This window comes from Humibacillus xanthopallidus (assembly GCF_006716675.1).
GTDB classification, from domain to species: domain Bacteria; phylum Actinomycetota; class Actinomycetes; order Actinomycetales; family Dermatophilaceae; genus Humibacillus; species Humibacillus xanthopallidus_B.
Genome location: NZ_VFPM01000001.1, coordinates 1,537,285 through 1,562,826, shown reverse-complemented (window position 1 = coordinate 1,562,826; position 25,542 = coordinate 1,537,285). Strand labels below are relative to the sequence as shown.

Here is a 25,542-nt window from a genome sequence, read left to right as displayed (position 1 = left end):
GCCGAGGAATGAGACTGCTCGTCCACGCCGCGATCATCGCCCTGGGCCTGGTCCTCTACGCCGTGTCGTCACGCACCGAGCCCCGGCGATGGCGCAACGGGGTCTTCCTCCTCGTCGCCGTGTGGTCGGCGGTCGACCTGGTCGCGGGCGAGGTCGCGGATCGGCTCGGGGTGGAGCGTCACGAGGACGGCGTCGTCCTGCTCGCCCTGCCGTGGCTGAGCGCCGTGGTGCTCGGCCTGCTCCTGCTGGTCAACGGGTTGCGCATGGTGCGCCGTGAGGGACGCAGCCTGAGCAACCTCCTCTCCCTGCTGCTCGGCCTCGGCATGATCGTCGCGACCGTCATCGGCGTCACGCTCTTCCTCTCCGGCCCGACGACGGTCGCCGTCATCGGCATCGTCATCCTGCTGCTGCCGGGCTACCCGGCGCTCTCGCTCGTCAGCTACGTCCTCTACTGCCTCGACTACCTGAGGCGCCGCAAGCGGCCGACGCCGGCGGCGATCGTCGTGCTCGGGTCCGGTCTCGTCGACGGCCGCATCCCGCGCCTGCTGGCCCGGCGCCTCGACGCCGCGATCGCGCTCCGCCGCGTCGAGGAGCTCCACGGGCGACGACCGCCCCTCGTGCCGAGCGGTGGCCAGGGCGAGGACGAGCCCACGTCCGAGGGGGCGGCCATGACGGCATACCTGCTGGAGCGGGGGCTCGACGAGCACGACGTCGTGACGGAGGACGAGGCGACCTCGACGGAGGAGAACCTCCTGCTCTCGCGGGCGCTGCTCGAGGAGGCCGGCATCACCGGGCACCTGCGCGTCATCACGAGCGGCTACCACGTGGGCCGCGCCGCGCTCATCTGCCGGCGTCTGGGGATCGACGCCGACGTCAGCGGCGCGCGCACCGCGTGGTACTTCGTCCCCAGTGCCTTCCTACGCGAGTTCGTCGCCGTGCTCACCTACCACCCGTGGGTCAACGCGGTCGGGCTCACCGTGTGGGCCGCGGTGAGTGCCGTCCTCACGTATGCCGTGATCGCCGGCTGAGGGCCACGCGGGCCTCGCCATGACGGCAGCCGACCTGAATACTGGTCACCGAGTCCGCTCCGCGACGGCCGACCCAGGAGAGCGCATGAGTTTCGTGACGAGAGGCTTCCACGGCCGGCGCCGTGACGACGACGGCCGGTTGCCTCCGGGGCAGCACCTGACCGGCGACTTCCCCGTGCTGTCCGCGGGGCCGACCCCACGCATACCCCTCGACGAGTGGGAGCTGTGGGTCGCCACGGAGGAGGGCACCCGGCACACGTGGTCGTGGGCCGAGCTCATGGCGCTGGCTGCCGACGAGCCCACGGTCGACATCCACTGTGTGACGAGCTGGTCCAAGCTCGACACCACGTGGCGCGGTGTCTCGCTCGACACGATCCTCGCCGATGTCGAGACCGCTGCCGACTACGCCCTGGTGCACAGCTACGGCGGCTACACGACGAATCTCCCCCTCGAGGACCTGCTCGACGGAAAGGCTTGGGTCGCCTACGAGTTCGAGGGTGACGACCTCCACCCGGAGCACGGCGGCCCGGCGCGGCTGCTCGTGCCGCACCTCTACTTCTGGAAGTCGGCCAAGTGGGTGCACGGCATCGAGCTGGTGCTCGAGGACACGCCGGGCTTCTGGGAGCAGCTCGGCTACCACGACTACGGAGACCCATGGCGCGAGCAGCGATACCAGGGGGACTGAGCGCCCGCCGCGCCTGGCGACCGGCGCGCCTGCTCGAGCGGCGGGTCGAGACCGCGAGCGCGTCGACGCTCGTGCTCGAGGTGGCCGACTGGCCGGGACACCTGCCCGGGCAGCACGTCGACCTGCGCCTCACGGCCGACGACGGCTACACCGCAACGCGCAGCTACTCGCTGTCCGCCCCGGCCGAGGGCGACCGGGTCGAGGTGACCGTGCAGCGGGTGCCCGACGGGGAGGTCTCGACCTTCCTCTGCGACGACCTCCAGCTGGGCGACGCCGCGCTCCTGCGCGGCCCGGTGGGTGGCTGGTTCGTCTGGCGACCGGAGCAGCCCGGTCCGGTGCTGCTCGTCGCGGGAGGGTCGGGTGTCGTGCCCCTCATGGCCATGCTGCGGGCGCGCCCTGCCGACGGGCCGCCGTTCCGTCTCGTCTACTCCGTACGTCAGCCCGACGACGTCATCTACCGCGCGGAGCTCGACGCCCTCGGCAGGGCTGAGGGCGTCGACGTCCGCTACGTCTTCACACGCCGCGGGGCGGGTGAAGACGATGGCGACGAGCGGCCACCGGGACGGCTGCGCGCAGCCGACCTGGACGCCGCCGGCTGGGGGCCGGCCGACGCGCCCACCTGTTACGTCTGCGGCCCCACTGGCTTCGTCGAGGCGGCGGCCACCATCCTCGCGGCGGCGGGCCACGACCCGGCGCGCATCCGGACCGAGCGCTTCGGGCCGAGTGGCTCATGAAGGAGGCAGCGATGCAGGACAAGGACAGCGGTGAGGAGCCGGTGGGCGGAGCAGGTCTCGACGGCAACGTGCTCGCCGGGCCGCTCTCCGAGGTGTTCGCGGTCGACATCACGACCGCTGTCGGGCGGTGCCGCGGCTGCGGTGCGAGCTCCGCGATCGCGACGCTGCGCGTCCACGGGCCGCAGCCAGGGCTCGTCGGCCGCTGCCCGGGGTGCGACGACGTGCTGCTGCGCATCGTGCGCACCCCTGACGCGGTCTGGCTCGACCTCGGGGGTCTCACCTCCCTGCGCATCCCCTCAGCGGGCTGACAGGAAATTCTCAGGGCCGCAAAACCCCACACACCGCCCGCGACAGTCCACACTTGCCCGGTGATCGGCGAGGAGTTCGAGCGTCTTCTCGCCCGGGCGCGCACCGGTGACGAGTCCGCCTTCGCCGTGCTGTGGCGTGACCTCAACCCCGCCCTGCTGCGCTACCTCAGCCTCGCGGGCGAGTCGGCCGACGAGGTCGCGTCAGAGACCTGGCTGACAGTGGTCAAGGGGCTCGCGGACTTTCGCGGTGACGAAACCGCTTGGCGTGCCTGGGTCTTCACCACCGCGCGGCGTCGAGCCGTTGATGCGGGGCGCCAACGCACCCGGTCAGCACGCGCCCAGTGGCGAGACCGATCCAGCTCGTGGGTGACCCCTGTCGAACCCGACTGCGCCGATCTCGTCATCGAATCCCTCTCGAGCGCAGAGGCCATCCAGATCGTGCGCCGGCTGCCGGCGCTGCAGGCCGAGGTCGTGCTCCTGCGTGTCGTCGTGGGCCTGTCTGTCACCGAGGTCGCGGAGCTCGTCGGGCGCTCGCCCGGAGCCGTCCGCGTCGCCGCGCACCGAGGGTTGCAGAGCCTCGCGAAGATCATGTCCGAGCAAGGTGTAACGCGCAGCGACTCCCGAGCGCTTCGGGAGGTGACATGAGCGCAGACCCCATCGACGATCCGGCCCTGACCCCCCTCCTCCGGGCCCTCACGGCACCTGCCGACGAGCGCGAGCTCCACGGCCTCGACGGTGCCATCCGGTCGTTCCGGGCTGCCCAGGTCACGTCCCCTCCCCACTCCTCCAGGAGAGCATCGATGATCTTCACCCTTGCGGGCGCCAAGCTCGGAGCCACCCTCGCCGCCCTCGCGGTCGGCGTCGGTGGCGTGGCCACGGTCGCCTACGTGACGGCCAGCGCCCCGGCAGCCACGCCCGACGCGCACTCGAGCGCGGCCGCGAGCCCCACCTCGGTCGGAGCCGACGATGCCGCCCACGCGCAGGGCGCCACGGGCACGCCGTCCGGCACTGCGACGGCGACCGCGGTCGGCCCGGTTGCCTCGGGCGCCGCCGCCCACGGGCTCTGCACGGCGTGGTCGCACGTCGCTGACAAGGGCAAGGCCGCGCAGGCTCCCGCCTTCGTCAACCTCGCGGCGGCCGCCGGCGGCGCCGACAAGGTCGACGCCTGGTGCGCAGCGCTGCCGCCGGTCGGCGACTCGGCGGGCAAGCCGGCCGACCACCCCACGGGCAAGCCCACCTCGGTGCCCACCGGCAAGCCGACCACCGTGCCGACGGGCAAGCCGGCGACCGTGCCCCCGACCGTGCCCTCCCAGAAGCCGACGACCACCCCCACGGGCAAGCCGGCGACCGTGCCCCCCACGACGCACCCCACCGGACGTCCCTGACCGAGGGTGCCCCCGCGACGCCGCCTCTCCCTCCACGGGGCGGCGTCACCGCGGGGCCGTGTGCTGCTCTCCCCTCCGGGTGGCACACGGCCCCGCGGCACGACGACAGCCCGCGTATGCCGCCCACCCCGTCGGGCGGCATACGCGGGCTGTGTCGTCGGTCAGCCCTGCAGGCCCTCCTCGAGCGCGGCGATGATGCGCGGGCGGATCTCCTGGGGCGCGATGACCGCGTCGACGGAGCCGACGGTCACGGCGCGCTGGATGCTGTGCACCGAGTCGAACTCCGCGGCAACCTGACCGAGCTTCTCGGAGCGCACTGCGCTGCGCACCTCCGCGAGCTCCGTTGCGAGACGGGCCCGCTCGACGCCGGACGCCGAGGCCAGCTGGCTCTCGAGCTCGGCGACCCGGGGGTCGGCCGTCGTGCGGGCGTCGACGTCGCGCGCGAAGACCACGGCCGCGGCGGGAGCGCCGCCGAGCACCGACGCGAAGGACCCCTCGACGGCCAGGACCGTCATGCGCGGGTTGAGCGTCTTGGAGAAGACGACGAAGGCGCCGCCGTGGTAGCGGGAGATCACGGTGAAGACGATCGGGCCGTCGAAGTTGACGATGGCCCGGCCGATCTCGGCGCCGTACTCGAGCTGCAGGGCACGCATCGACTCCGGTGAGCCGTCGAAGCCCGACAGGTTGGCGAGCACGACGAGAGGCCGGTTGCCGCTCGCGGCGTTGATCGCCCGGGCGACCTTCTTGCTCGACCGGGGGAAGAGCGTGCCGGCCGTGTAGGTGTCGGGGCCGTCGGTGGGCGGGAAGCCGCGACGGGCCACCGTCTTGGACTCGATGCCGATCATGCAGACCGGGATGCCGCCGACGTGGGCATCCTGCACGACGGCCGTCTCGGCGTCGGCCATGCCGGCCCACCGCTCGAGGGGCTCGTGGTCGGCGTCGCTGACGGCGCGCATCACGGTGCGGATGTCGAAGGGCTTCTTGCGGTCGGGGTTCGTCGCGCTCGAGAAGATCTCGCCGACCGTCGTGAAGTCCGAGCCCGGCGCGGAGTGCGGCGAGAGGGTGACGTCGCGGTCGACGGGGTCGGAGGTGCTGACGCGGCGCGGGCCGGACTCGCCCGGCGCGATGTAGGCGTGCTCGTAGTGCGCCATGAGGATGGCGTGGGCGCCCGCGAGGTCCTTGGCCCAGTACTGCGCCTGGCCGTTGGGGCCCATGACGCGGTCGTAGCCGCCGATGCCGAAGTTGTCCTCGGCCGACACGCCGCCCGAGAAGTCGAGCGACTGCTTGCCCGTGAGCACCATGGCGCTGTCGGGGGTCATGACGAGGATGCCCTTGGTGTGCATGAGCATCGTGGCCTCGGCGTTCCAGTAGGGCTGGGCGCCGACGTTGATGCCCGCCACGACGATGTTGATCTCGCCGCCGGCCTGCGTGAACTCGATGATGCGCTTGAGGGCACGCGCCACCCAGTCCATGTTCTCGGTGCCGGAGTCCATCGAGATGCGGGCGCCGGCCGAGAGGGAGTACCACTCGAGCGGCACCTGCATCTGCTCGGCGAGGTCGATCGCCGCGATGACGCGGGCGCACTCGGCCTCGGCGACCGAGCCCAGCGAGCGCAGCGGGTCGCCGCTGAGGACGACACGGGTGACGCCCTCGGGGTGGCGCACCGTCGGCGAGCTGACGACCGCGACGATGATGCCGGCCTTGTTGAGGCCGAGCGGGCGGTCGACGGGCACGAGTGCGCCCGAGTCGTCGAGGTCGTGCTCGACGACGGTGCCGCCGTCGCCCGCGATCATCGACTGGAGCTCGTAGGGGTAGACGAGGCCGCGACGCCGCGCCCGCACGACCTTCGAGGCGTAGTCGTCGAGCGGCTTGAGCCGCTCGGTCGGCGGAGCCCCGACCGTGCCGACGACACCCGAGCCGGGCTGGTAGAAGAAGCGGCCCGCGATCGGCAGGGGGGCCTCGCCGGGGTCGGTCGTCACGTTGGCCTGCACGAGCACCTCCTCGATGCCGGCACCGGCGGTGAGCGGCGCGATGCGGGTCTGGAGGGCCGTGAGCTGGCCGAGGTCGGCCTCGATCGTCGGCCAGATCTGGACCCACACGTGGTTCATGTCGAGCTTCGAGGCGCGGGCACCGCGGCTCGACCGCACCCGACGGATGGCCTCGAGGCAGTTGGCGATGGCGCGCTCGACGTGGGGCAGGCCGGTGACGTGGCCCTCGTCGTCGCGCACGACGACAACCTGGCGCACCTGGGCGAGGGCGACGAGGCGACGGTCGTCCTTGTTGTCCCGGGCGACGCACTCGTAGAGCAGGACGTCCTCGGGCGCCTCGAGCCGGGTCACGTCGAAGGCCGTGAGCCGCCAGAGGTTGAGCCGGCGCCCGACCATGGGGTGCACGCCGCGCACGAGACGGTCCTCGACGAGGGCGCCCGCGGTCGGCCGGAAGGTGAAGTAGGAGATCGGGCGCCCGTGGCCCGGCGAGGTGGCGACCGCCACCCGGCGCACGTCCTGCGTGAAGGGCAGGGCTTCGAGCAGCTCGGCGAGGCGGGCGCTCGCCTCGTCGGGCGACTCCGGCTCGTCGGGCCAGCTGAGATAGAGGTCGACGACGGACTGGTGCCCCTCGACCCTGGCCCAGACGTCGGCCGACACGGCCGTGTCGAGGGCGCTGCCCGGCTCGAGCTCGGCCACCGAGCCGATCGTCGAGGTGAGGTGCGTGGGGCGGTCGTCGAGGGTGTAGTCGGCGACGGCGAAGGGCCGGCCACCGGCGGCGAAGGTGTGCAGGCCGTGCAGCTCGTGCTCGCGGTAGTGCCGCCTGATGAGCACCTCGAGCATCGGCTCGTGCTCGGGCAGGCCCCCGCCCGGCGCCGAGTGCAGCCGGTCGGCGAGGAAGCGCACGATCTGCTCGGGGATCGAGGCGAGCTCGTCGACCCGGGCCGCGTGGTCGGGGGCGTCGGGCTCGGCTGCGAGGGCAGCGAGGCGGTCGCCGACGCCGTCGAGGACGCTGGCGCGCTCCTGGTCGACGAGCGGCTGGTCGAACCAGCGGAAGCGCACGCTGCGCGCGAGGTCGCCGACGACGGGGAAGCGCAGCTGGGTCGCGACGACGAGCCGGTCGAGGGCGTCGCGTGCCGCGGCGGCCTCCTGCTCCGCGGGAGCGGGCTCGCCGAGCCAGCGCTGCAGGATCGAGGTGGCGAGGTTGATCTCCGGGGCCGAACGCTGCTGGGCGAGGAAGATGCGGAAGACGGCCTCCTCGAGCTGCGGCGTGCGCTCGAAGTCCTCGACGCCGTAGTGGCGCAGCACGCGGGCGAGCTTGTCGCGGAACTCGTCGGGCAGCGCGGCGCGGTCGGCGTCGAGGCTCTGGAGGTAGGTGTGGAAGTGCTCCTTGGGGCTGTGCACGAGCAGCTCGGTGTGCCGCTCCTGCTCGACGGGACGGTTGCGGCTCAGCTCGGCGAAGTCGGCGACGAGCTCGAGCACCGAGATCTCCTCGGCGAGCGGCACGTGACCCTCGGCGGCGAGCTCGTCGCGCGCGGCGAGGTAGGAGGAGAGCTGGCGCCGGTCACCGGCGGGGTCGGCGTCGAAGCCGAGCACGCTCGCCGACAGGTCGCCGATGCGGCGGTCGGCCCGCTCGCGGGCCGTGGCCGTGTGCCCGGTGGAGTCGGGCAGGTCGAGGTCGACCGACTCCGTCGCGGCGGCCTCGGCCACCTCGTCCCCGTCACCCGTCGGCTCGAGCCGCACGAGGGGCGCGCCGGTCTCGACCTGGCTGCCGACCGCGACGAGCAGCTCGCGCACGCGCGCCGCGAAGGGCGCCGGCAGCACCGTCTCCATCTTCATCGACTCGAGCACGAGCACGGGAGCGCCGGCGGCGACCTCCGCACCGACCTCGACGGGCGTGGCGACGACGAGGGCGGGTGCGGGTGAGCGCACGACCCCACCCTCGTCGCGCGAGACGCGGTGCGTGATGCCGTCGACCTCGACGAGGTGCACGGGTCCGTGGGTGGCGGTGATGAGGCGGTGGGCCCGACCCTCGACGGTGATCCGCCCGGCGTAGTCGTCGATGCGGTCGATGGACGCGTCGACGACGTGGGCCTCGCCGCCGTTCTGGATCGACACGCGGTAGCGGTCGGACGCGGTGCGCAGCACCATGACCTTGTATGCCGTGCCGCGCAGCTTGAGGTCGATGGCGCGGCCGACCGCGTGCTGCACCTGCGGGCGCCCGCCGCGGGCGGATTCGAAGAGGCGGGCCCGCTCGATGGCCTCGGCGTCCTCGTAGGCCTCGATGCCGGCGGCGACGAGGGCGACGCCGGAGTGGCGGTGCGAGACGAGCCGGCCCTCGCCGCGCACCCGGTCGATCCAGCCGGTGTCGGCTGAGCCGTCGATGATCTCGGGCTGGTCGAGCAGGTCGAGGATGAAGCTCTTGTTCGTCGCGCCGCCGTTGATGACCACGGTCGTCTCGGACAGGGCCCGGCGCAGACGGGCGAGGGCCTCGTCACGGTCGCGACCGTGGGCGATGATCTTGGCGATCATCGAGTCGAAGTCGGCCGGGATCGAGTCGCCCTCCCCGACGCCGGTGTCGACCCGGATGCCGGGGCCGGACGGGAAGTTCAGCAGCTCGATGCGCCCGGGCGACGGGGCGAAGTCGCGGTCGGGGTCCTCGGCGTTGAGGCGGGCCTCGACGGCGTGGCCGCGCTCGGTGGGGCGCCCGTCCGGCAGGTCGTCGAGGCGGCCGCCGTTCGCGACGTGGATCTGGAGCTTGACGAGGTCTGTGTCGGTGACGACCTCGGTGATCGGGTGCTCGACCTGGAGGCGGGTGTTGACCTCGAGGAAGGCGAAGAACCGCTCGCCCGGGTGGTAGAGGAACTCGACGGTGCCGGCGCCGGCATAGCCGACCGCGATCGCGAGACGCTCCGCGCTCGTGCGCACCTCCTGCTCCTGCTCGGGGCCGAGCACGGGCGAGGCGGACTCCTCGATGACCTTCTGGTTGCGCCGCTGCACGGAGCAGTCGCGCACGCCGACGGCCCAGGCGCTGCCCTGACCGTCGGCGATGACCTGCACCTCGATGTGGCGGGCACCGGTGACGAGCTTCTCGAGGAAGACGATGCCCGAGCCGAAGGCGCGCTCGGCCTCGTCGCGGGTGCGCTCGTAGGCGTCGGTGAGGTCGGCGTCGGAGTCGACGCGGCGGATGCCGCGGCCGCCACCGCCTGCGGTCGCCTTGAGCATGAGGGGGTAGCCGATGCGCGCGGCTGCGGCCTTGGCGTCCTCGAGCGTGTCGACGCCGCCGCGACTCCACGGTGCGACCGGGACGCCCACCTCCTCGGCGATGAGCTTGCTGCCGATCTTGTCACCGAGCTTGCGCATCGCCTCGGGGCTCGGGCCGATGAAGGTGACGCCGATGCGCTCGCAGAGCTCGGCGAAGGAGGGGTCCTCGGCGACGAAGCCCCAGCCGACCCACGCCGCGTCGGCCCCCGTCTCGCGCAGCGCGCGCTCGAGCACCGCGTGGTCGAGGTAGGGCCGCGCGGAGGCCGGCCCGAGGTCGTAGGCGTGGTCGCTCTCGCGCACGAACATCGCCCGCCGCTCGCCCTCCGTGTGCAGGGCGATCGTCTCGATGCGGTGGCCGTCGGGGCCGGCGGCAGCATTGAGGTCGCGTACGGCGTGGATGAGGCGCATGGCGGCCTCACCGCGGTTGACGATTGCGATGCGCGAGATCATCGAGCGGGTCTCCTTCGTCGTGCCAGCGCCCGTCAGGGCGAGTGGCGCTCGTCACGCCACACCCGCAGCCTTCCACTCCGAGGCGCTGACCCGCGAGTAGACATGGCAGCGGATTCTGGCGAGGCGCCTGATCGAAAGAGCAATCCGCCCGGGAGCGTGCGGAGGGAGGTGCGCGCTCGTGGGGGCGGATTGCTCTTTCGATCAGTCGTGCGGGCAGCCTGACACCGCTGCCAAGCGCAGTATCGCCAGGTGTTCAGCTGTCCGGGAGGGCGGCGAAGGCCTCCTTGGTCTCGCGGTACCAGGCCATCGACTGGCGCGGGTGGCGCCAGCGCCTCTTCATCGCGTCACGGGCCGGCTGGTGCGCCCGGTCGCCGGCCTTCTCCGCGTCCTTGAGGTGCTGGTCCTGGGCCTTGATGACGTCGTCGGCGGTCGCACCCTCGTGCGCGAGGTCGCAGGGGCCTCCGAGGGCCCGGCAGGTCATCGTCTTCATCGCTCTCTCCTTCTCCGGTGGTCCGTTGTCATGCTGACGGTCCTGGCGGGGCGAATGTGACACGGACGTCCGTGTCGTCAGTAGATCCACGCCGGGGGGTTCGGGACGATCACGCCGACGACGTGTGGCCGGGAGCCGACCCGACCGAGATCGATGACCGGTCCTGATGCGCGCGCGATCATCTGGGCACACTCGTCGGGCGCGCACCAGACGGGCAGCAGGCCGTCCTGGTCGGCGCGGACGGCCATGCGCATCGTTCCGGCCATGATCCCTCCTTCACGGCTGTGGCGCAGGGTCGGCTCCATGTAGATGACGACGAACGGACGTTGCCCGTCGGGGCCGACACGGGTGGCGGCCTCGGCGATCGCGGCATACTGCGCCCGCGTCGCCTGGTGCTCGCCGACGTCCGTGCGCCACGCGAGCACCCCGCCCACGGCGAGCACGACGAGCGCGGCCGTCGCGACCCGGTCGAGGGTCCGCGAGCGAGGGGCGAGCGCCTCCTCCGGCTGCCGCGCACCCCGGTCCATGAGCAGGAGGGCCACCGGGAGCACCCCGACGTACCAGCTCCACAGCTGACCGCGGTTCTCCGTGACGACACCCGTGACGAGCGCCAGGGCGGCGTCCAGCCCACCGGCCACCGAGAGCGCCACGACGAGCCGTTGCATCCGAGTCCGCACGACGACGTCTCTCAGGCCGAGGACGACGGCGACGACCCCCACGACCGCGACCCACCACTGCGAGGCCCAGAGCGTGCCCGCGGCCTCGGCCCACCGGCCGAGGTTGGTCGCGAGCGCCCCGAGCGAGGTCAGCGGGTTGGGGTCGCGCCAGTAGGCGATCTTGATGCCGAAGTAGCCGTAGTCGATCCAGTTGAGGGTGTAGGCCGTCGCCACCCCCAGGGCGAAGCCAGCCCCCCAGCCGGTGATGACGGCGAGCACTGCACGCCAGCGGGCCTCGCGCAGCAGCACCACGGCGAAGAGCACGAGCAGCACACCGACGGGCGGGTAGGTGAGCACCGCGCACGCCTCGCCGACGACGAGCCAGACTCCGAGGCGCCAGCGCGAGTGCGCCGCCCAGGGCAGGGTCCACAGCGCCACCGCCGCCACGACCACCGACGGCGTCAGCGCGCCCGGCCAGTAGAGCAGCTGCACCCAGACGGCCGAGGCGAAGAGGGCGACTCCGAGGAGGGCGTCGACGGCCGGCCGCGGCCGGATGCCGGAGAGGTGCAGCACGCGCCACATGCCGGCGACGACGAGGGCGTACGCGACGGCATACGTCAGTGACGCCGACGTCGGCGTGCCGTGCTGGCCGATGACCGCCCACCACAGCGTGTTGAGCCAGCGCCCCTCGTAGAGGTCGTGCTCCGCCACGGATGTCACGCCCGGGGTGTTGGCCGGCACGAGGTAGGGCCAGTCGTCGTGGCGGATGAAGGGCGTCACGGCCTGGCTGAACCCCCGGGTCAGCACGCACGCGCCGAGGACGACCACCGCGACGAAGACCTTCCGGGGCGGCCGGGGCAGCGAGCGTCTCGACACCGCCGTCGCCGTGCGAGCGAGCGAGGCGCTCGTCATCGCGCCGCCCACGGGGCGCGGCGGCCGTCACGTCGCGTCCCCGTCGCCGTCACGCCGAGGGGATACCCCGCCTGCCGCCCGTTCACTCAGCGGCCCCTGCGCCTCAGCGCCACGGTCGTGCAGCCGGGCGCCCATGCGTCCGGGCTGGACCTGACGACGAGGTCGGCGCGCTCCCACGGCCGGTCGGCGGCGAGGAACGGCTCCTCCGCCGCCATCCACTCGTCCCAGAAGCGCTCCGCCTCCTCCGGGGTGCGGCCGAGCTCGACGTCCCGCCGCAGCCCGCGCTCGCGGGCCTCCGCCCGGTCGGACTGCACCCACACCACCGCGTCCGCCTGAGTGGCCAGCGCCGCGCGACCCGCACCGACCCCCTCGAGGACGAGGACGCATACGTCGGCGGGCACCGTCACCGCGCCCTCGCGGCCCTTGACCACCCAGCCCGGCGGGCGGTAGTCGACGCTCTCGCCGCGGCGCCAGGGCTCGATGACGTGGTCGCGTGCGAGGTCGTCCCAGGCGAACGCGTCGTGGTGCCAGGCCAGGTCGTCGCTGTGCACGACCGCCCCGCCGAGCAGGTCAGCCAGCCGGGCCGAGATGGTGGACTTGCCGCTGCCCGAGCGGCCGTCGACGAGCAGCACGCCGCGCCCGCCGGAGAGCAGGGGCGCGACGAGCGCGGGGAGCTCGGCGTCGTCGACGCGGCGCCAGGGCCCGGCCTCGGTCTCCTCGGGGTGCAGCTGCATGCCGCGAGTATGCCGCCGGTGCCCGTGTCGCTCCACGTGGACGCACTACCGTCGGCACATGGACCGACCCCGCAGTGCCGTCCGGCTCGTCCGGTCGGACGCGCTCACCGACACCGCTCCCTACGCGTATGCCGCGTCCGTCGACGCCGGCGCCCGCCTCGTCTTCGCGGCGGGCGCGTGCCCGCTCGACGAGGCCGGCGCGACCGTCGCGCCGGGTGACATCGCCGCCCAGGCCCGGCAGTGCGTCGCCAACCTCGTCACCGCCCTGGAGTCCGCGGGCGCGACCCTCGAGGACGTCGCCTACACGCGCGTGCTCGTCGCGACGACGGTCCGCGCCGACCTCGTGACGGCGTGGGACGTCGTCCACGACGCCTTCGGCGAGCACGAGGTGCCGAGCACCCTGCACGGGGTCACCGTCCTCGGCTACCCCGGCCAGCTCGTCGAGATCGAGGCCGTGGCTGCCGTCAGGTAGGCGGCTCGGACTCGTGGGTCGTGACGATGTCGTGGGCCGCGGCCCAGGCGGTGATGTCGCGCTTCTCGATGGCGGTCGCCATGAGGTCGGGGAAGCGGTCGGGCGTGCAGGCGAAGGCCGGCACGCCGACGGCCGCGAGGGCTGCCGCGTGGTCGGCGTCGAAGCTCGGGCGGCCCGAGTCGCTCAGCGCGAGCAGGGCGACCATCGTCGCGCCCGACCCGACGATCGATGCCGCCCGCCGCACCATCTCCTCGGCGATGCCGCCCTCGTAGAGGTCGCTGATGAGCACGAGGATGGTCTCGCCGGGCTGCTCGATGAGCCCCTCGCAGTAGGCGAGCGCCCGGTTGATGTCGGTGCCCCCGCCGAGCTGCACGCCGAAGAGGACGTCGACGGGGTCGTCGAGCTCGTCGGTGAGGTCGACGACCGCCGTGTCGAAGGCGACGAGCCGCGTGTCGACCGACCGCAGCGAGGCGAGCACGGCACCGAAGACGCTGGAGTAGACGACCGACTCGGCCATCGACCCGGACTGGTCGATGCAGAGGATGATCCGGCGCTCGACCCGCTGCGCCCGGCGGGCGTGGCCGACGAGCCGTTCGGGCACGACCGTGCCGTGCTCGGGTTGGTAGTGCTTGAGGTTGGCCGCGATGGTGCGGTTCCAGTCGATGTCTGAGGCCCTGGGGCGGCGGGTGCGGGCGGCGCGGTTGAGGGCTCCGTGCACCGCCTGGACCGTCTCAGCCCGCAGCCGCGCCTCGAGCTCGTCGGTGACCACGCGGACGACCGCTCGCGCCGTGGCGCGGGAGCGCTCGGGGATGACGCGGCCCAGGCCGACGAGCGTCGCGACGAGGCCCACGTCGGGCTGCACCGCCTCCATGAGCTCGGGCTCGAGGAGGAGCTGGGTGAGCCCGAGGCGATCCATGGCGTCGTGCTGCATGACCTGCACGACCGATGACGGGAAGTAGCCGCGGATGTCGCCGAGCCAGCGGGCAACCCGTGGCGCAGAGGCGCCGAGGCCGCTGCGGCGCTCGCCGTCGTAGAGCTCGCGCAGCGCCTCGTCGCGCTTGACATCGTCGGCGTCGAGGGTGGCCGCCTCCCCGATGCCGTCCGCCTGCTCGCCGCCGAGGACGAGCCGCCACCGGGTCAGCCGGTCGCGCCCGCGCTCCTGCTCCGCGCTGTCGTATGCCGCCGGGCCCGTCACGACGCCACCTCGAGTCCCAGCAGCCGGGCGACCGCCGCCACGGCAGGCGCGGCCCGGTCGAGGTCGATGGAGCTCGTCGCGGCCGAGGGGTGGAGCCCGCGCGCACCGCCGGCACCCGGGTCCGTCGCGAGGTCGCGCAGGTGGGTTCCGATGAGGCGGCGCTCGGCCGGCTGGAAGCGCGAGAAGGTGCGGCGCACGAGCGGAAGGAGGTCCTCGAAGGCCTCCTCGGTGGCGCCGGCGAGCCACTCGTCGATGAGGGAGAGCAGGTCGTCGCCGTGGATGAGCAGCAACGCCTCGCCGGCGAGGAAGCCGTCGAGCCAGGCCGCCGCCGCCGGTGCGGGCGTGCCCGGCGAGAGGCGGCGGCTGAGCCGTGCGGCGGCCTCCTCGTGGGTCAGCAGGCTCCCGTCGAGCAGCAGTCGGTTGACCCGCCCGGCGACGGCGCCGTGGATGGACTCGTCACGGCCGACGGCGACGAGTGCCTCGGCCCACGGGTCGCGCAGGTCGGCGCGGTCGACGAGGGCCACACCGCGATGAGCTGCCTCGACCGCCGTGCGCATCGCGGCTGCGCCGTCGTCATCGAGGCTCGAGCAGGCGGCGCGCAGCCCCACCGCCGCCCGCACGACGACGGTCTGGAGCACGTGGGAGACATCGGCGACGTCGACGCCGCGCACGTCGCCGTAGCGGCAGGTGCGGGCGAGCGGCTCGACGGTCTCCAGCAGGCCCCGGGTGTCGTGCTGGCGGGCGGTGCGCTCGGCGAGCGCGGCGACGACGGCGCGCAGTCCCTGCGGCAGGTCGGCGAGCAGGCACTGCTCGATGAGCCGGCCGAGCACACCGAGGTCGGCCGCCTCTGCGGCCTCCTCGGCGATGCGGGCCTCGGCGGCACTGCGGACGGTCGTGCCGTAGAGGCTCGCCTCGATGACGGCGACGGAGAGCTCGGGGGTCCACTCGAGTTCCCACGCCTCCTTGAAGGTGCCCATGGTGCGGCCGGCGTCGAGCGCAGTGCCCCACGGCACGTCGAGCACCGCGAGCCGGTGCAGCAGCACCGAACGGGCCAGCTGCGACTCGCGACGCAGGTCGAGCTGGACGGCCGTCGAGGCGGCAGTCGCCTTGAGCCGCAACGACTTCTGCTGCCTGGCGAGGTCCCCGGCCAAGGGCACCATCGGGGTCGACTCCGGCACCCGGCCGAGCTCCTCCCCGATGACGAGGGTGCGGTCGATGAGGCGCAGCGGCAGGTCGGAGCCCTCGGTGAGCACGGCCCGGGCGGCGTCGGTGAGCTCGGCGAGGCCGACGGAGGGGCGACCGCGCACGGCCGCGAGCGCGCCTGCCAGGCGGGTCGCCTCGACGACCGATGCCGTCGACGCGTCGAGGTTCTCGCCACGCAGCGCTCGGGCGACCCGGACGAACCACGACGGCACGACGTCGTCGTCGGGGGTGACGAAGAGGTGGTGGTACCACCCGGGGGAGCGGACCCCGGCGCCGTAGCCACTGGCATACGACAGTCGCTCGGAGCTCCAAGGAGCCCAGGTGGCGGCGACCTTGACCTTGGGCAGCCGGCTGAGCAGGGCGTTGTCGCGGCTCACGGGCGGGAAGGACGGCGGGTGGAGCGCGGGGGCGTGGTAGGCGCCGCAGACGACGGCGATGCGCTCGCGGCCGGCTCGCATCTCGGCACGGATCACCCTGCGCATGAAGGCCTCTCGACGTGCGTCGTCATCGACCTCGAGGCTGCCGCGCACTCCTTCCATCGCCTCGCGCAGGTGGGCGAAGTGCGCGAGCGAGGACGTGCGGCGGTGCTCGACGGCGTCCTCCCACCACCGCTCGGGGTCGTCGTAGCCCGCGGCCGAAGCGAGGGCCGAGATGGGGTCGACTCGCGGGCCCCGGCGGCGTGGCCCGTCGTCCGGGTCGTCGGCGAGGTGGTGCGTGGCCGGGAGGTCGGCGAAGCGGACGTCGACGCCGTGCTCGAGCGACCAGCGCAGGGCGACCCACTCGGGCGAGAACGCGGCGAACGGGTAGAACGCCGCCCGCCGTGGCTCGTCGACGGCATAGACGAGGCCGGCCACCGGCGGCACGAGGTCGGGGTCGGACGCGAGCGTGATGAGGGCGTCGAGCTCGGGTGGCCCCTCGATGACGACGGCGTCGGGCCGCAGCTCGTCGAGGGCCCTGGCGACGGAGCGCGCGGAGCCCGGCCCGTGGTGGCGGACACCGAGCACCTCGACGCGGGCCTGCCCTCCTCTGACGCTGCTCGCGGTCATCTCAGCCCAGCTCGCGGCACGCGCGGTAGAGGTCGGTCCACTCGGTGCGGTCCTTGACGACGGTCTCGAGGTACTCCTGCCAGACGATGCGGTCCTGGACGGGGTCCTTGACGACGGCACCGACGAGACCGGCCGCGACGTCGTCGGCCCGCACGACCCCGTCGCCGAAGTGCGCGGCGAGCGACAGGCCGTTGGTCATGACCGAGATCGCCTCGGCCGTCGAGAGGGTGGCGGACGGCGACTTCACCGTCGTGCGCTGGTCGGCGGTGACACCCGAGCGCAGCTCGCGGAAGATCGTGACGACCCGCTCGATCTCGGCGAGCGACTCGAGCCCGGGCGGCAGCTCGAGCGAGCGGCCGAGCGAGTCGACGCGAGTGCGCACGATCTCGACCTCCTGCGCGAGGGTGTCGGGCAGTGGCAGGACGAGGGTGTTGAAGCGGCGCTTGAGCGCCGACGACAGGTCGTTGACGCCCTTGTCACGGTTGTTGGCCGTCGCGATGACGTTGAAGCCCTGCTGTGCCTGCACCTCGGAGTCGAGCTCGGGGATCGGCAGGTGCTTCTCCGACAGGATCGTGATGAGGGCGTCCTGCACGTCGGCCGGGATGCGGGTCAGCTCCTCGATGCGCACGAGGGTGCCCGTCTCCATGGCTCGCATGACCGGGCTCGGCACGAGTGCCGCACGGGTCGGCCCCTCGGCGAGCAGCCTCGCGTAGTTCCAGCCGTAGCGCAGCGACTCCTCGGGCGTGCCCGCCGTGCCCTGGACGACGAGCGTCGACGAGCCGCTCACTGCGGCCGCGAGGTGCTCGCTGACCCACGTCTTCGCCGTGCCGGGCACGCCGAGGAGCAGCAACGCGCGGTCGGTGGCGAGCGAGGCGACCGCGACCTCCATGAGCCGGCGCGAGCCGAGGTACTTCGGCGTGACCTCGGTGCCGTCGTCGAGCGTGCCGCCGAGGAGGTAGGTCGTGACAGCCCAGGGAGACAACCGCCAGCGCGGTGGGCGCGGGCGGTCGTCGACGGCTGCCAGGGCAGCGAGCTCGTCGGCATGGGCGTCCTCGGCGTGGGCCCGCAGAACCGTGGTGGGAGAAGGTGATTCGCTCATCTGAAGGCCTCGGTGATCGATCGCTTGACGGAGTGGAACTGGAGCAGGTTGCGGAGGTTGGTCGTGAGGGTCTGGTCGCCGCCGGCCTGCTCGATCCACCGCTCGAGGGGGTCGAGGGCAGCGGGGTGCAGCCCGCTCAGCAGGTGGGGCATCGTCGCGAGCACCATGGCCGAGCCGACCTTCGACGCACGCAGGCGCGACACGAGGGCCACGCTGAAGTCCGGCGACCACGGCGGGTCGACCGAGCCGACGACGGCACCGAGCTCGTGCACGCGGTCGGTGGTGGCGTCGACGCGCGTCAGCACGACTCGCTCGCGGCGCTCGCGGGGAAGGGCGGCCACGAGGGTCGGGTCCCAGCCCCGGTCGAGCAGCGCCGTCGCCCACTCGGGGTCGCGCCGCGCACGCACTGCCCGACGTATGCCGGTCAACGCGTCGGTCGCCTGCGCGTCGGTGAGTCGCTTGACCGTCAGGGACGGGTCGGCGCCGGTCAGCTCGGACCAGACCTCGAGCGGTGCACCGGCGCAGATCTGCTCGAGCCACCACCCGCGGGCCGAGCGCCGGGGCGGCGGCTTGCCGAGACCGTCGCGCGTGCCGGCCGGATCGGGCTCGCCTGGCAGCGTGACCTCGACGCCCCTGCCGAGCAGCCCGGTGCGGCGCACGAGGGGCCGGAGCCGCTCTGCCATGCGCGCGGCGCGAGCCGAGCCGGGGAACGCGTCGAGCAGCTCGGCAGCGGCCCCGCGCACGGTGGCGGCGCGGTCGTCGAGGGCGGCCTCGAGGAGCGGCTCGTCGTCCGGTCCGAGCCCGATGCGCAGGGTGCCGAGGTGGGCGTGCCGGTCGCGTGCCGAGTCGGTGGCCCACGTCGAGGCGACCAGTGCTCGGGCCGCGGCGGGCTCGTGGGTGCGCAGCGTGGCCAGCACCGCGATGCGGTCGGACGACGGCAGGCGCGCCCAGTCTCCGGCGGCGGGTGCGGTGCCCTCGCTGCGGGAGGCAGCGCCGGCCCCGGCGCCTGCCACCGCGTCGGCGACCCACGACCACTCCTCGCGCAGGCCGGCGAGCCACCGGCCACGCTCGTCGAGCACGGCAGTGACGGGCCGGCGCAGCTCGCGACCGCCCGTGGCGAGGTCGAGCAGTCCGGGCAGGAGGCCGTGGGGGACGCGGCAGCCGGCGTCGTCAGCCGCGCGCAGCCAGTGCACGAGCAGACCCGCGCGCTGCTGGGCTCCGGCCGGCGGTTGCGTGATGACGAGCTCGAGCAGCTGCACGGCCCGTCGTGGTGCGACGGGGCGGTGGTCGTCGGGAGCCGCCGCGGGTGGGTCGGCGTGGTCCAGGCGACGCCCGGCACGCAGGGCTGCCGCGCCGATGGCGACGGAGTCGAGCAGCGTCTCCTCACGTCGCGCGCCGTCGGCCCGGGCCCGCACGCCCGCCGGGCCGAGGTCGGGCAGCGGTGGGACGGGTCGTCGGGACGTGCCGACGAGCGCGACGTTGCCGACTTCGCGCCACCACGTGTCGACGTCGCCGGCCTCCTGGTCGCTCACAGGCCCACCACCTCGCCGTCGACGACGACGGTGAGCGGCCGCAGGCGCGAGTCCTCGAGCTCGCCGAAGACGCGCGACGGGCGGCCGCCGGTGAGGGCGAGGAGCGACCACACCGGGGCGTCCCCGGTCAGCGACAGGCTCGCCCCCTGCGGGTCGACGACGCGGTCGACGCCGACCCGCACGTCGGCGAGGACGACCGGCACCCTGCGAGCCCACGGGTTCTGACCCCAGGCCCGCGCGGCAGCGAGCTGTGCGTGCTCGAGTGTCGAGCCGGACGGCATACGGACCTCGTCGTCGGCGGGAGCGGGCTCGTCGGCGAAGAGGGCCCGGCGCACGGCAGCGCCGGGGTAGCGCGCGACCGTCGCGACCAGGGTCGACCCGACGGCCCGCGCGACGGGAAGCACCTGCCCCCCGGCGGCGAAGTCGAGCACCTGCACCGTCTCACCGGTGGCGTCGCCCAGCAGCCACGTCCGCTGCTGCTGGAGGCGGCCGTCGTCGGAGCGGTGGGCTCCGAGCACGAGCCATCGGTCGGTCACGGCGTCGGCCCGCCGCACCGAGTCGGCACTCGTCGACCAGCCGAGGTAGGCGCGGAGGTCGCCCATCTGCGCGTCGTCGAGGGACTCGCGGGCTGCCCACGCACGGGTCGCGGTCCACCAGCGGCCGAGGGCGACGAGCAGCCGCTCGGGCCAGTCCGGCCTGCCACTGACGGCTCCGCCCACCGAGCGCACGTCGTCGGCGAGACCCGGCAGCTGGGCGTCGACGAGGCGCGCGGCGGTGCCGTCCCACCACGAGTAGGACTGGTGCCGTGCGGCCGCTGTGCCCCCTCGGGCGAGGTCGGTGAGCCAGCGGGCGAAGTCGTCCATGCCGCCGTCCATGAGCGCGAGCCGGTCCTCGAGGCGCTTGGCCGCGGCAGCCGGGTCGGGAGTCTGGGTCGGGCGGGCTGCATCGCCGGCGGCCCTGGCCTCGGCGCGGGCCGATCGCTCGGCCGCCCACTCCTGCGCGAAGCCGGCCGCCTCGTCGGCATCCGCGACCGAACCGGAACCGTCGACCCAGAGCAGCAGGAGCGCGAGCCCGTGCTTGCAGGGGAACTTGCGGCTCGGGCAGCTGCAGCGGAAGGCGGGGCCGACGAGGTCGATGCTCACCTGGTAGGGCGTCTTGCCCGACCCTTGGCACTTGCCCCAGAGCAGCGTGTCGGTGGAGCCGGTGTCGGACCACGGACCCGGGCGCGCGAGTCTGCGGGCAGCGGCGAGCGACGAGGCGTCGGGGGCGAGGCCGGCCACCTGCGTTGCGGTCCATCGAGTCGCTCGCGTCATGACTGGCACATCATTGCCGACACCTCCCACACCCGGGGTGAACGTCGGGAACTGGGCACTCGACCGGGGGTGGTGGCGTCCGGGTGGTCGAGTGCTCAGTCGGGTGCGTCGGGAACTGGGCACTCGACGGGGGTGTGGGTGCAGCCGCCGGTCGCTGCCCTGTTGCCGAGCGGGGAGCCGGGTGATGATGGCGGCGTGACCGACCTCGCCTCCGCCCACGTCCTCGTCCTCGGCGCCACCGGCGGCCTCGGCGGGGCGATCGCGCGAAGCCTCGCCGAGGCCGGGTGCCGGCTCACGCTCTCGGGTCGCGACCCGGCCCGCCTGGAGGGCCTCGCCACCGAGCTCGGCGACGCCGTCGTGACGACGGTGGTGGCCGACCTGACGCGTCCGGACGGCCCCGCCTCGGCGGTGCGCGCCTCGGTCGAGGCCGCCCCGCTGACCGGCGTCGTCAACGCGGCGGGGGTGGTCGCGTTCGGGCCGGTCGAGGGGCTCGACGACGACACCCTCGACGAGGTGCTCCTGCTCGACCTCGTCGCCCCCATCCGCCTCGCCCGGGCCGCCATCGGGGCGCTCCCCGAGGGCGGGTTCCTCGTGCAGGTCAGCGCCGTCGTCGCCGAGCGGGCGATGCCGGGGATGGCCGCCTACAGCGCGGCCAAGGCGGGCCTGACCGCCTTCGACGCGGCGCTCGCCACGGAGCTGCGCCGGCGCAGGATCCGGGTGCTCGACGTGCGGCCGCCGCACACCGAGACGGGCCTGACGACACGCGCCATCGCAGGTGAGGCGCCTCGCCTGCCGCAGGGGCTGACGCCCGAGGTCGTCGCCGATCGGGTCGTCCGGGCCCTGCGCGAGGACGAGCGCGACCTGCCGTCGACGGCGTTCACGGCAGCGCCCCCGACGCCTTCATGAGGTAGGCGAAGTCCGGCGCGAGCTGGCGGGCGTACTGGACCGACGTGTGCAGGTAGTCGCCCTTGACGATCGTGTCGGTCGTGCCGGTGAAGAGCGGGCAGCGGCCGTCGACGCAGTACCAGTGCGTCGTGTCGATGAAGTGCGCGCCGACGACCTTCTTCTCGACGTCACGGGTCCGCGCCCACCACGCCGGTATGCCGGTGACGCACCGTCGCGGGGAGCCGCCCGGCCGGTAGCAGTCGAGGAAGGCCACGCCCGGCATCGAGGGCGCCACGATGACGACGGACCCCACGCTCTCGCGCACCGAGTCGACGAACGCCTGGTCGGCCGCGAGCCACTCCTTGGCCGATGCGCTTCCCTTGGCCTTCGACTTCAGCCGCACCGCCCAGGAGTAGGTCTCGGTCATGATGAGGATCTTCGGCTTCACCCGCCGCACGTAGTCGAGCACCATCTGCCGGTGCCTGACGCACGGGATGGCCCACTCGTCCTTGCCGAAGTTGGCATCGACGCCGTTGACCGCGCAGCCGATCTTGGTCATGCCGCGCACCTTGTACGTCGATCCGTACGCCTTGACGACGGTGGCGAGCAGCGGGATGCCGATGGAGTCGCCGTAGACGATGATCTCGGGGCCCTTGCGGTTGCCGAAGGTGCACGAGTCGGGGTCCGAGGCGCGCGTGGCCGTGCACGCGCCGGTGGACATCCGGGGGTCCGCCATCGTCTGCCACGCGTCGGGCGAGGGATTGAGGTCGGAGGGCCACGACGTCGAGGCGAGCGCCTCGCTGAGGCCGTTCTGCACCCGGGTGCCGGTCGCCCCCAAGGGGATCGGGGCCCAGCCGGCGGCAGCGGTGGTCGTCGGGGCTGAGGGCGACGGCGTCGGGCCCGTCGCCGTCGGGCTCGCGCTCGTGGCGGTGGGCGTCGGCTCGGGGGTCGGCTCGGGCGCCGGCACACCGCCCGCCGGAGTCTCGACCGCACCTTCGGCATCCGCTCCCGAGGCGACCACGGTGCCGCCGGAGAAGAGGTCGGGACGCATCGCCGCCGCCCCGCCGACGACGCCGACGAGGAGGACGAGCGCCAGGCCCGACGCCAGCATGGCCCGCGGTCGCACCCGCGGTGCATCGAGGACGGGCCGCTCGAGCAGGTGGTGCGAGATGACGGCGAGGAGCAGGGTGCCCACGAGCACCACTACGGCGGTGGCTGATCGGCTCGCCGACAGGAAGACCGGGACGATCACGACGAGCGGGAAGTGCCACAGGTAGAGGCCGAAGGAGATGTCGCCGAGGTAGCCGCTCACGCGGTTGGTCAGCAGGACCGACCCCGGGGCCCCGGCCCCGATCCCGGCGACGAGCACGAGCGCCGTGCCGATCGTCGCACCGAGGGCCGCCGGCCAGGGCACGCCGGTCGCCGGCGACAGGAGCGCCACGCTCGCCAAGAGGATCGCCAGACCCGCCCAGGACAGAGCGGTGCGGGCCACGGGAGCGAGCCGGACGGCATACCGCCGGTGGGTCGCGGCGACGGCCGGGACCGTGGCGAGCGCAGCGCCGAGGGCGAGCTCCCAGCCGCGGGTGAAGGTCGAGTAGTAGGCCGTTGTCGGGTCGGAGGCGCCCTGCGCGACGGCCCACGCGAGGGAGGGGATGCCGACGACGGCCGCGAGCACCACCAGCGCGACGCGACTGCGGTGGGCCGCGCCGGCGAGGGCGAGCGCGAGGACGACGAGGAGGGGCCAGGCGAGGTAGAACTGCTCCTCGACCCCGAGCGACCAGTAGTGCAGCAGCGGCGACGGCTCGGACCCCAGCTGGAAGTAGTCGGCCGACTGCTCCGCGAAGTGCCAGTTGGCCGCGAAGAAGGTCGCCCAGATGGCGTCCGTCCTGACGGCTGCCACCTTGGGACCCGCCCACGCCAGCGGCGCGACGGCGACGACGGCCGCGATGACGACGAGGGCGAGCGGCAGGATGCGGCGCGCTCGACGTGCCCAGAACGCGCGGAGGGAGGTGCGGCCGGTGCGCTCCCGCTCGCGGAGCAGCAGACCGGTGATGACGAAGCCCGACACGACGAAGAAGGCGTCGACGCCGAGGTAGCCACCCTGGGGCCAGCCGAAGACGTGGAAGCCGATGACCGCCAGCACCGCCACCGCGCGCAGCCCCTGGATGTCGGCACGCCGCCGTGGCTGCTCGGGGCTGACGCTCATGCCGCACAGCATGACCCCAGCAGGGGCGGGTGTGGGGCGTTACGCCGCGAGCGGCCGTCTCGGATCGCCCCGCAGCCTGGACGCAGGTCCGGCCACGATCCGGTCACGGTCGCGATGTAGGAGCCCGCGGGCTCATGAGCGATGATGGGGTGGGCACCGTCCCTGACGTCGAGAATCCGGCGAGCCGCGACGGCACCACCTGATCGGAGCACTCATGTCCGAGCTCGACACCTCAGCGCAGGACTGGGTCGACCAGCTGGAGACCACCCTCGAGTCGTTCGACGAGGCAGGGGGCCACCGCATCCTGGGCCGGGTCTTCGAGCAGCTCGACGTGGAGGACGGGCTGGCTCACGTCGTCATGCCCTACCTCAGCCAGGTCGGCCGGCGCTGGGAGCAGGGCAAGATCGGGGTCGCCCAGGAACACTTCGCGAGCAACGTGCTGAGGGTGCGCCTGTCGATGATGCTGCACGGAGAGCGCGGTGGCGAAGGCCCCGTCGCGGTCCTCGCCTGCATGCCGGGCGAGCAGCACGAGTTCGGGCTCATGGCGATGGCCCTCGTGCTCTCACGCCTCGACTGGCAGGTCTGCTACCTCGGGGCCAGCACGCCGACGGCCGAGGTGGCGCTCGCGGCGCGCACCCTGCGTCCGGGTGCCGTCGTGCTCTCCGCTCATCGCCGCACCGCCTTCGCCGCCCACGGGCCGGCTCTGCGCGCTCTCGGGCGGCACACGCCCGTCCACATCGCCGGACCGGGGGCCACCCAGGAGCTTGCATCGCTGTGCGAGGCGCAGCTCATCATCGGCGACCCGGTCGCCGGCGCGCGGGCGCTGCACGAGACCTACGTCCCGAGCGGCGCCCGAGCGCACGACGACCTGACCGGCGACGCCGCCGGCTGACCGGCGTCAGGCCGCCGGGAGGCGGGTGATCCAGTACGACGCCGTGCCGGGCGAGGTCACCCCGAAGCGGGCGTTGACCGCCCACAGCCACCCGCCGGCGAGCGTGGCGGTCGACGGGATGTCGAGCGTCTCGTCGGTGCGGGCGCCGGTCCACTTCGCGGCCCACCCCGTCGCTGTGGGCGACAGGCGCAGGACGGACACCTCGTACTGCCCGCTGCCGCGCACGTTGTAGAGCACGGAGCCGTCGGTCTCGAGCCCGTCACCGCCCGTGATGACGCGACCCCCGCTGACGAGGATCTCCCGCGTGTTGCCGGTCGTAGGATCGACCTGCCAGAGACCCCCGACCCGACTGTTGTTGAGCACGATGTCTCCGTCGGGCAGCAGGCGGATCCCATTGGCGTTGTTGGCGTTTCCGCTCGGGTTGCCGGGCCACGCGCCGGTCAGCGGGACGAAGCTCGGCCCGCTCACCGACATCGTCGCGTGGTCGTGGGTGATGACGGTGAGGCGGTCGACGCGCGAGTCGGTGACCCACACGGCGTCGTCGGTCAGCACGAGGTCGTTGAGGAAGACCGCACCCGGCACGACGACGTCGTGGTGCACGGCTCCGGTCGTCGCGTCGACGCACCAGACGTGGCCTTCGGTGCCGGTCGGTGTCGTGACGCCGCCGACGGCCCAGACGACACCGCAGTGGTCGTCGTGGGAGAGGCCGCGCAGGGCCCGGCCCGGAGCGCCTGGCAGCAGGGTCGCCACCGTGCCGGCGAGCAGGTCGCCGGTGACGATGCGCCCGTCGGCGAGCGACCCGACGTAGTAGGTGGTGCCCGGGCCGGACGTGATGCCCTCGGGTCGGATGCCGTCGGGCAGCAGCACCGTCTCGGGGGCGGGGGAGCGCCGGCCAGCGGACGGGGCCGAGGACGCCGATGACGCGGTGAGGGCGACGAGGGTCGACGCGGCGGCGGTCGTGAGGAGGGCGCGGCGCGACAACCATGCAGGGGTGGGGGATGGAGTGTGAGTGTCCATGACCCATCTTGCGCAGATTGTCGCGAGAAATCGAGGGCAGGTCCTCCCCGC

Annotated in this window: 20 protein-coding genes; 9 read left to right on the top strand and 11 right to left on the bottom strand. The window is 73.5% G+C overall.

The window, feature by feature from the left end; all coding sequences use genetic code 11:
* Positions 1 to 8 precede the first annotated feature (8 nt).
* The 6 genes from FBY41_RS06830 to FBY41_RS06805 all read left to right on the top strand — a co-directional run bounded on the left by FBY41_RS06830 (position 9) and on the right by FBY41_RS06805 (position 4,140).
* Positions 9 to 1,028: a YdcF family protein gene (locus FBY41_RS06830; RefSeq protein ID WP_141842563.1), complete on the top strand. Its 1,020-nt coding sequence runs from the start codon at positions 9 to 11 to the stop codon at positions 1,026 to 1,028.
* Positions 1,029 to 1,113: 85 nt separating this feature from the next.
* Positions 1,114 to 1,713: a molybdopterin-dependent oxidoreductase gene (locus FBY41_RS06825; protein ID WP_141842562.1), complete on the top strand. Its 600-nt coding sequence runs from the start codon at positions 1,114 to 1,116 to the stop codon at positions 1,711 to 1,713.
* On the top strand, positions 1,683 to 2,447 hold the full coding sequence (locus tag FBY41_RS06820; RefSeq protein WP_141842561.1) for a ferredoxin reductase: 765 nt from the start codon (positions 1,683 to 1,685) through the stop codon (positions 2,445 to 2,447). The genes FBY41_RS06825 and FBY41_RS06820 overlap by 31 nt, the downstream gene beginning before the upstream one ends.
* Positions 2,448 to 2,458: 11 nt before the next feature.
* On the top strand, positions 2,459 to 2,755 hold the full coding sequence (locus tag FBY41_RS06815) for a DUF6510 family protein (protein ID WP_141842560.1): 297 nt from the start codon (positions 2,459 to 2,461) through the stop codon (positions 2,753 to 2,755).
* A 60-nt stretch (positions 2,756 to 2,815) separates the two neighbouring features.
* Positions 2,816 to 3,400 carry an RNA polymerase sigma factor gene (locus tag FBY41_RS06810; protein WP_141842559.1) on the top strand — a complete coding sequence of 195 codons (585 nt, stop codon included), beginning with the start codon at positions 2,816 to 2,818 and terminating at the stop codon, positions 3,398 to 3,400.
* Positions 3,397 to 4,140, top strand: coding sequence for a hypothetical protein (locus tag FBY41_RS06805; RefSeq protein ID WP_141842558.1), 744 nt, complete (start codon positions 3,397 to 3,399; stop codon positions 4,138 to 4,140). The genes FBY41_RS06810 and FBY41_RS06805 overlap by 4 nt, the downstream gene beginning before the upstream one ends.
* Before the next feature lie 161 nt (positions 4,141 to 4,301).
* Here FBY41_RS06805 and FBY41_RS06800 read toward each other — a convergent pair whose 3' ends face one another.
* The 4 genes from FBY41_RS06800 to FBY41_RS06785 form a co-directional block, all read right to left on the bottom strand.
* Positions 4,302 to 9,839, bottom strand: a complete 5,538-nt coding sequence (locus FBY41_RS06800) for an ATP-binding protein (protein WP_141842557.1) — start codon at positions 9,837 to 9,839, stop codon at positions 4,302 to 4,304.
* A gap of 253 nt (positions 9,840 to 10,092) precedes the next feature.
* Positions 10,093 to 10,329, bottom strand: a complete 237-nt coding sequence (locus tag FBY41_RS06795) for a hypothetical protein (RefSeq protein ID WP_141842556.1) — start codon at positions 10,327 to 10,329, stop codon at positions 10,093 to 10,095.
* 77 nt (positions 10,330 to 10,406) lie between these two features.
* Positions 10,407 to 11,897 (bottom strand): hypothetical protein, encoded by a 1,491-nt coding sequence (locus FBY41_RS06790; protein ID WP_141842555.1) that lies wholly within the window; start codon positions 11,895 to 11,897, stop codon positions 10,407 to 10,409.
* A gap of 86 nt (positions 11,898 to 11,983) precedes the next feature.
* On the bottom strand, positions 11,984 to 12,631 hold the full coding sequence (locus tag FBY41_RS06785) for a uridine kinase family protein (protein WP_221629213.1): 648 nt from the start codon (positions 12,629 to 12,631) through the stop codon (positions 11,984 to 11,986).
* Positions 12,632 to 12,689: 58 nt separating this feature from the next.
* On the opposite strand from FBY41_RS06785, the gene FBY41_RS06780 reads away from it, so the two are divergent.
* Positions 12,690 to 13,103 (top strand): RidA family protein, encoded by a 414-nt coding sequence (locus FBY41_RS06780; RefSeq protein WP_141842554.1) that lies wholly within the window; start codon positions 12,690 to 12,692, stop codon positions 13,101 to 13,103.
* On the opposite strand, the gene FBY41_RS06775 is transcribed toward FBY41_RS06780, so the two are convergent.
* From FBY41_RS06775 to FBY41_RS06755, 5 genes are read right to left on the bottom strand one after another with little or no spacing between them, the layout of a single operon-like run.
* Complete coding sequence (locus FBY41_RS06775) at positions 13,096 to 14,298, bottom strand: vWA domain-containing protein (RefSeq protein WP_141842553.1); 1,203 nt, start codon at positions 14,296 to 14,298, stop codon at positions 13,096 to 13,098. The genes FBY41_RS06780 and FBY41_RS06775 overlap by 8 nt on opposite strands.
* Positions 14,295 to 16,547, bottom strand: coding sequence for a DUF5682 family protein (locus FBY41_RS06770; protein ID WP_141842552.1), 2,253 nt, complete (start codon positions 16,545 to 16,547; stop codon positions 14,295 to 14,297). Before FBY41_RS06770 ends, FBY41_RS06775 begins: the two co-directional genes overlap by 4 nt.
* Before the next feature lies 1 nt (position 16,548).
* Positions 16,549 to 17,646 carry an ATP-binding protein gene (locus tag FBY41_RS06765; RefSeq protein WP_141842551.1) on the bottom strand — a complete coding sequence of 366 codons (1,098 nt, stop codon included), beginning with the start codon at positions 17,644 to 17,646 and terminating at the stop codon, positions 16,549 to 16,551.
* Positions 17,643 to 19,178, bottom strand: a complete 1,536-nt coding sequence (locus tag FBY41_RS06760; protein WP_141842550.1) for a DUF5691 domain-containing protein — start codon at positions 19,176 to 19,178, stop codon at positions 17,643 to 17,645. The genes FBY41_RS06765 and FBY41_RS06760 overlap by 4 nt, the downstream gene beginning before the upstream one ends.
* Entirely contained in the window at positions 19,175 to 20,491 is a 1,317-nt protein-coding gene (locus tag FBY41_RS06755) for an SWIM zinc finger family protein (RefSeq protein WP_260439593.1), read from the bottom strand. The genes FBY41_RS06760 and FBY41_RS06755 overlap by 4 nt, the downstream gene beginning before the upstream one ends.
* A 195-nt stretch (positions 20,492 to 20,686) precedes the next feature.
* On the opposite strand from FBY41_RS06755, the gene FBY41_RS06750 reads away from it, so the two are divergent.
* On the top strand, positions 20,687 to 21,397 hold the full coding sequence (locus FBY41_RS06750) for an SDR family NAD(P)-dependent oxidoreductase (protein ID WP_141842549.1): 711 nt from the start codon (positions 20,687 to 20,689) through the stop codon (positions 21,395 to 21,397).
* On the opposite strand, the gene FBY41_RS06745 is transcribed toward FBY41_RS06750, so the two are convergent.
* Positions 21,369 to 23,582, bottom strand: a complete 2,214-nt coding sequence (locus FBY41_RS06745; protein WP_185748924.1) for an acyltransferase family protein — start codon at positions 23,580 to 23,582, stop codon at positions 21,369 to 21,371. The genes FBY41_RS06750 and FBY41_RS06745 overlap by 29 nt on opposite strands.
* Positions 23,583 to 23,796: 214 nt before the next feature.
* Here FBY41_RS06745 and FBY41_RS06740 point away from each other — a divergent pair, with 214 nt between their 5' ends.
* Positions 23,797 to 24,474 (top strand): cobalamin B12-binding domain-containing protein, encoded by a 678-nt coding sequence (locus tag FBY41_RS06740; RefSeq protein WP_141842547.1) that lies wholly within the window; start codon positions 23,797 to 23,799, stop codon positions 24,472 to 24,474.
* A gap of 6 nt (positions 24,475 to 24,480) precedes the next feature.
* On the opposite strand, the gene FBY41_RS06735 is transcribed toward FBY41_RS06740, so the two are convergent.
* A complete protein-coding gene (locus FBY41_RS06735) occupies positions 24,481 to 25,491 on the bottom strand; it encodes a hypothetical protein (RefSeq protein WP_141842546.1) in 1,011 nt (336 codons plus the stop codon).
* Positions 25,492 to 25,542: the final 51 nt, after the last annotated feature.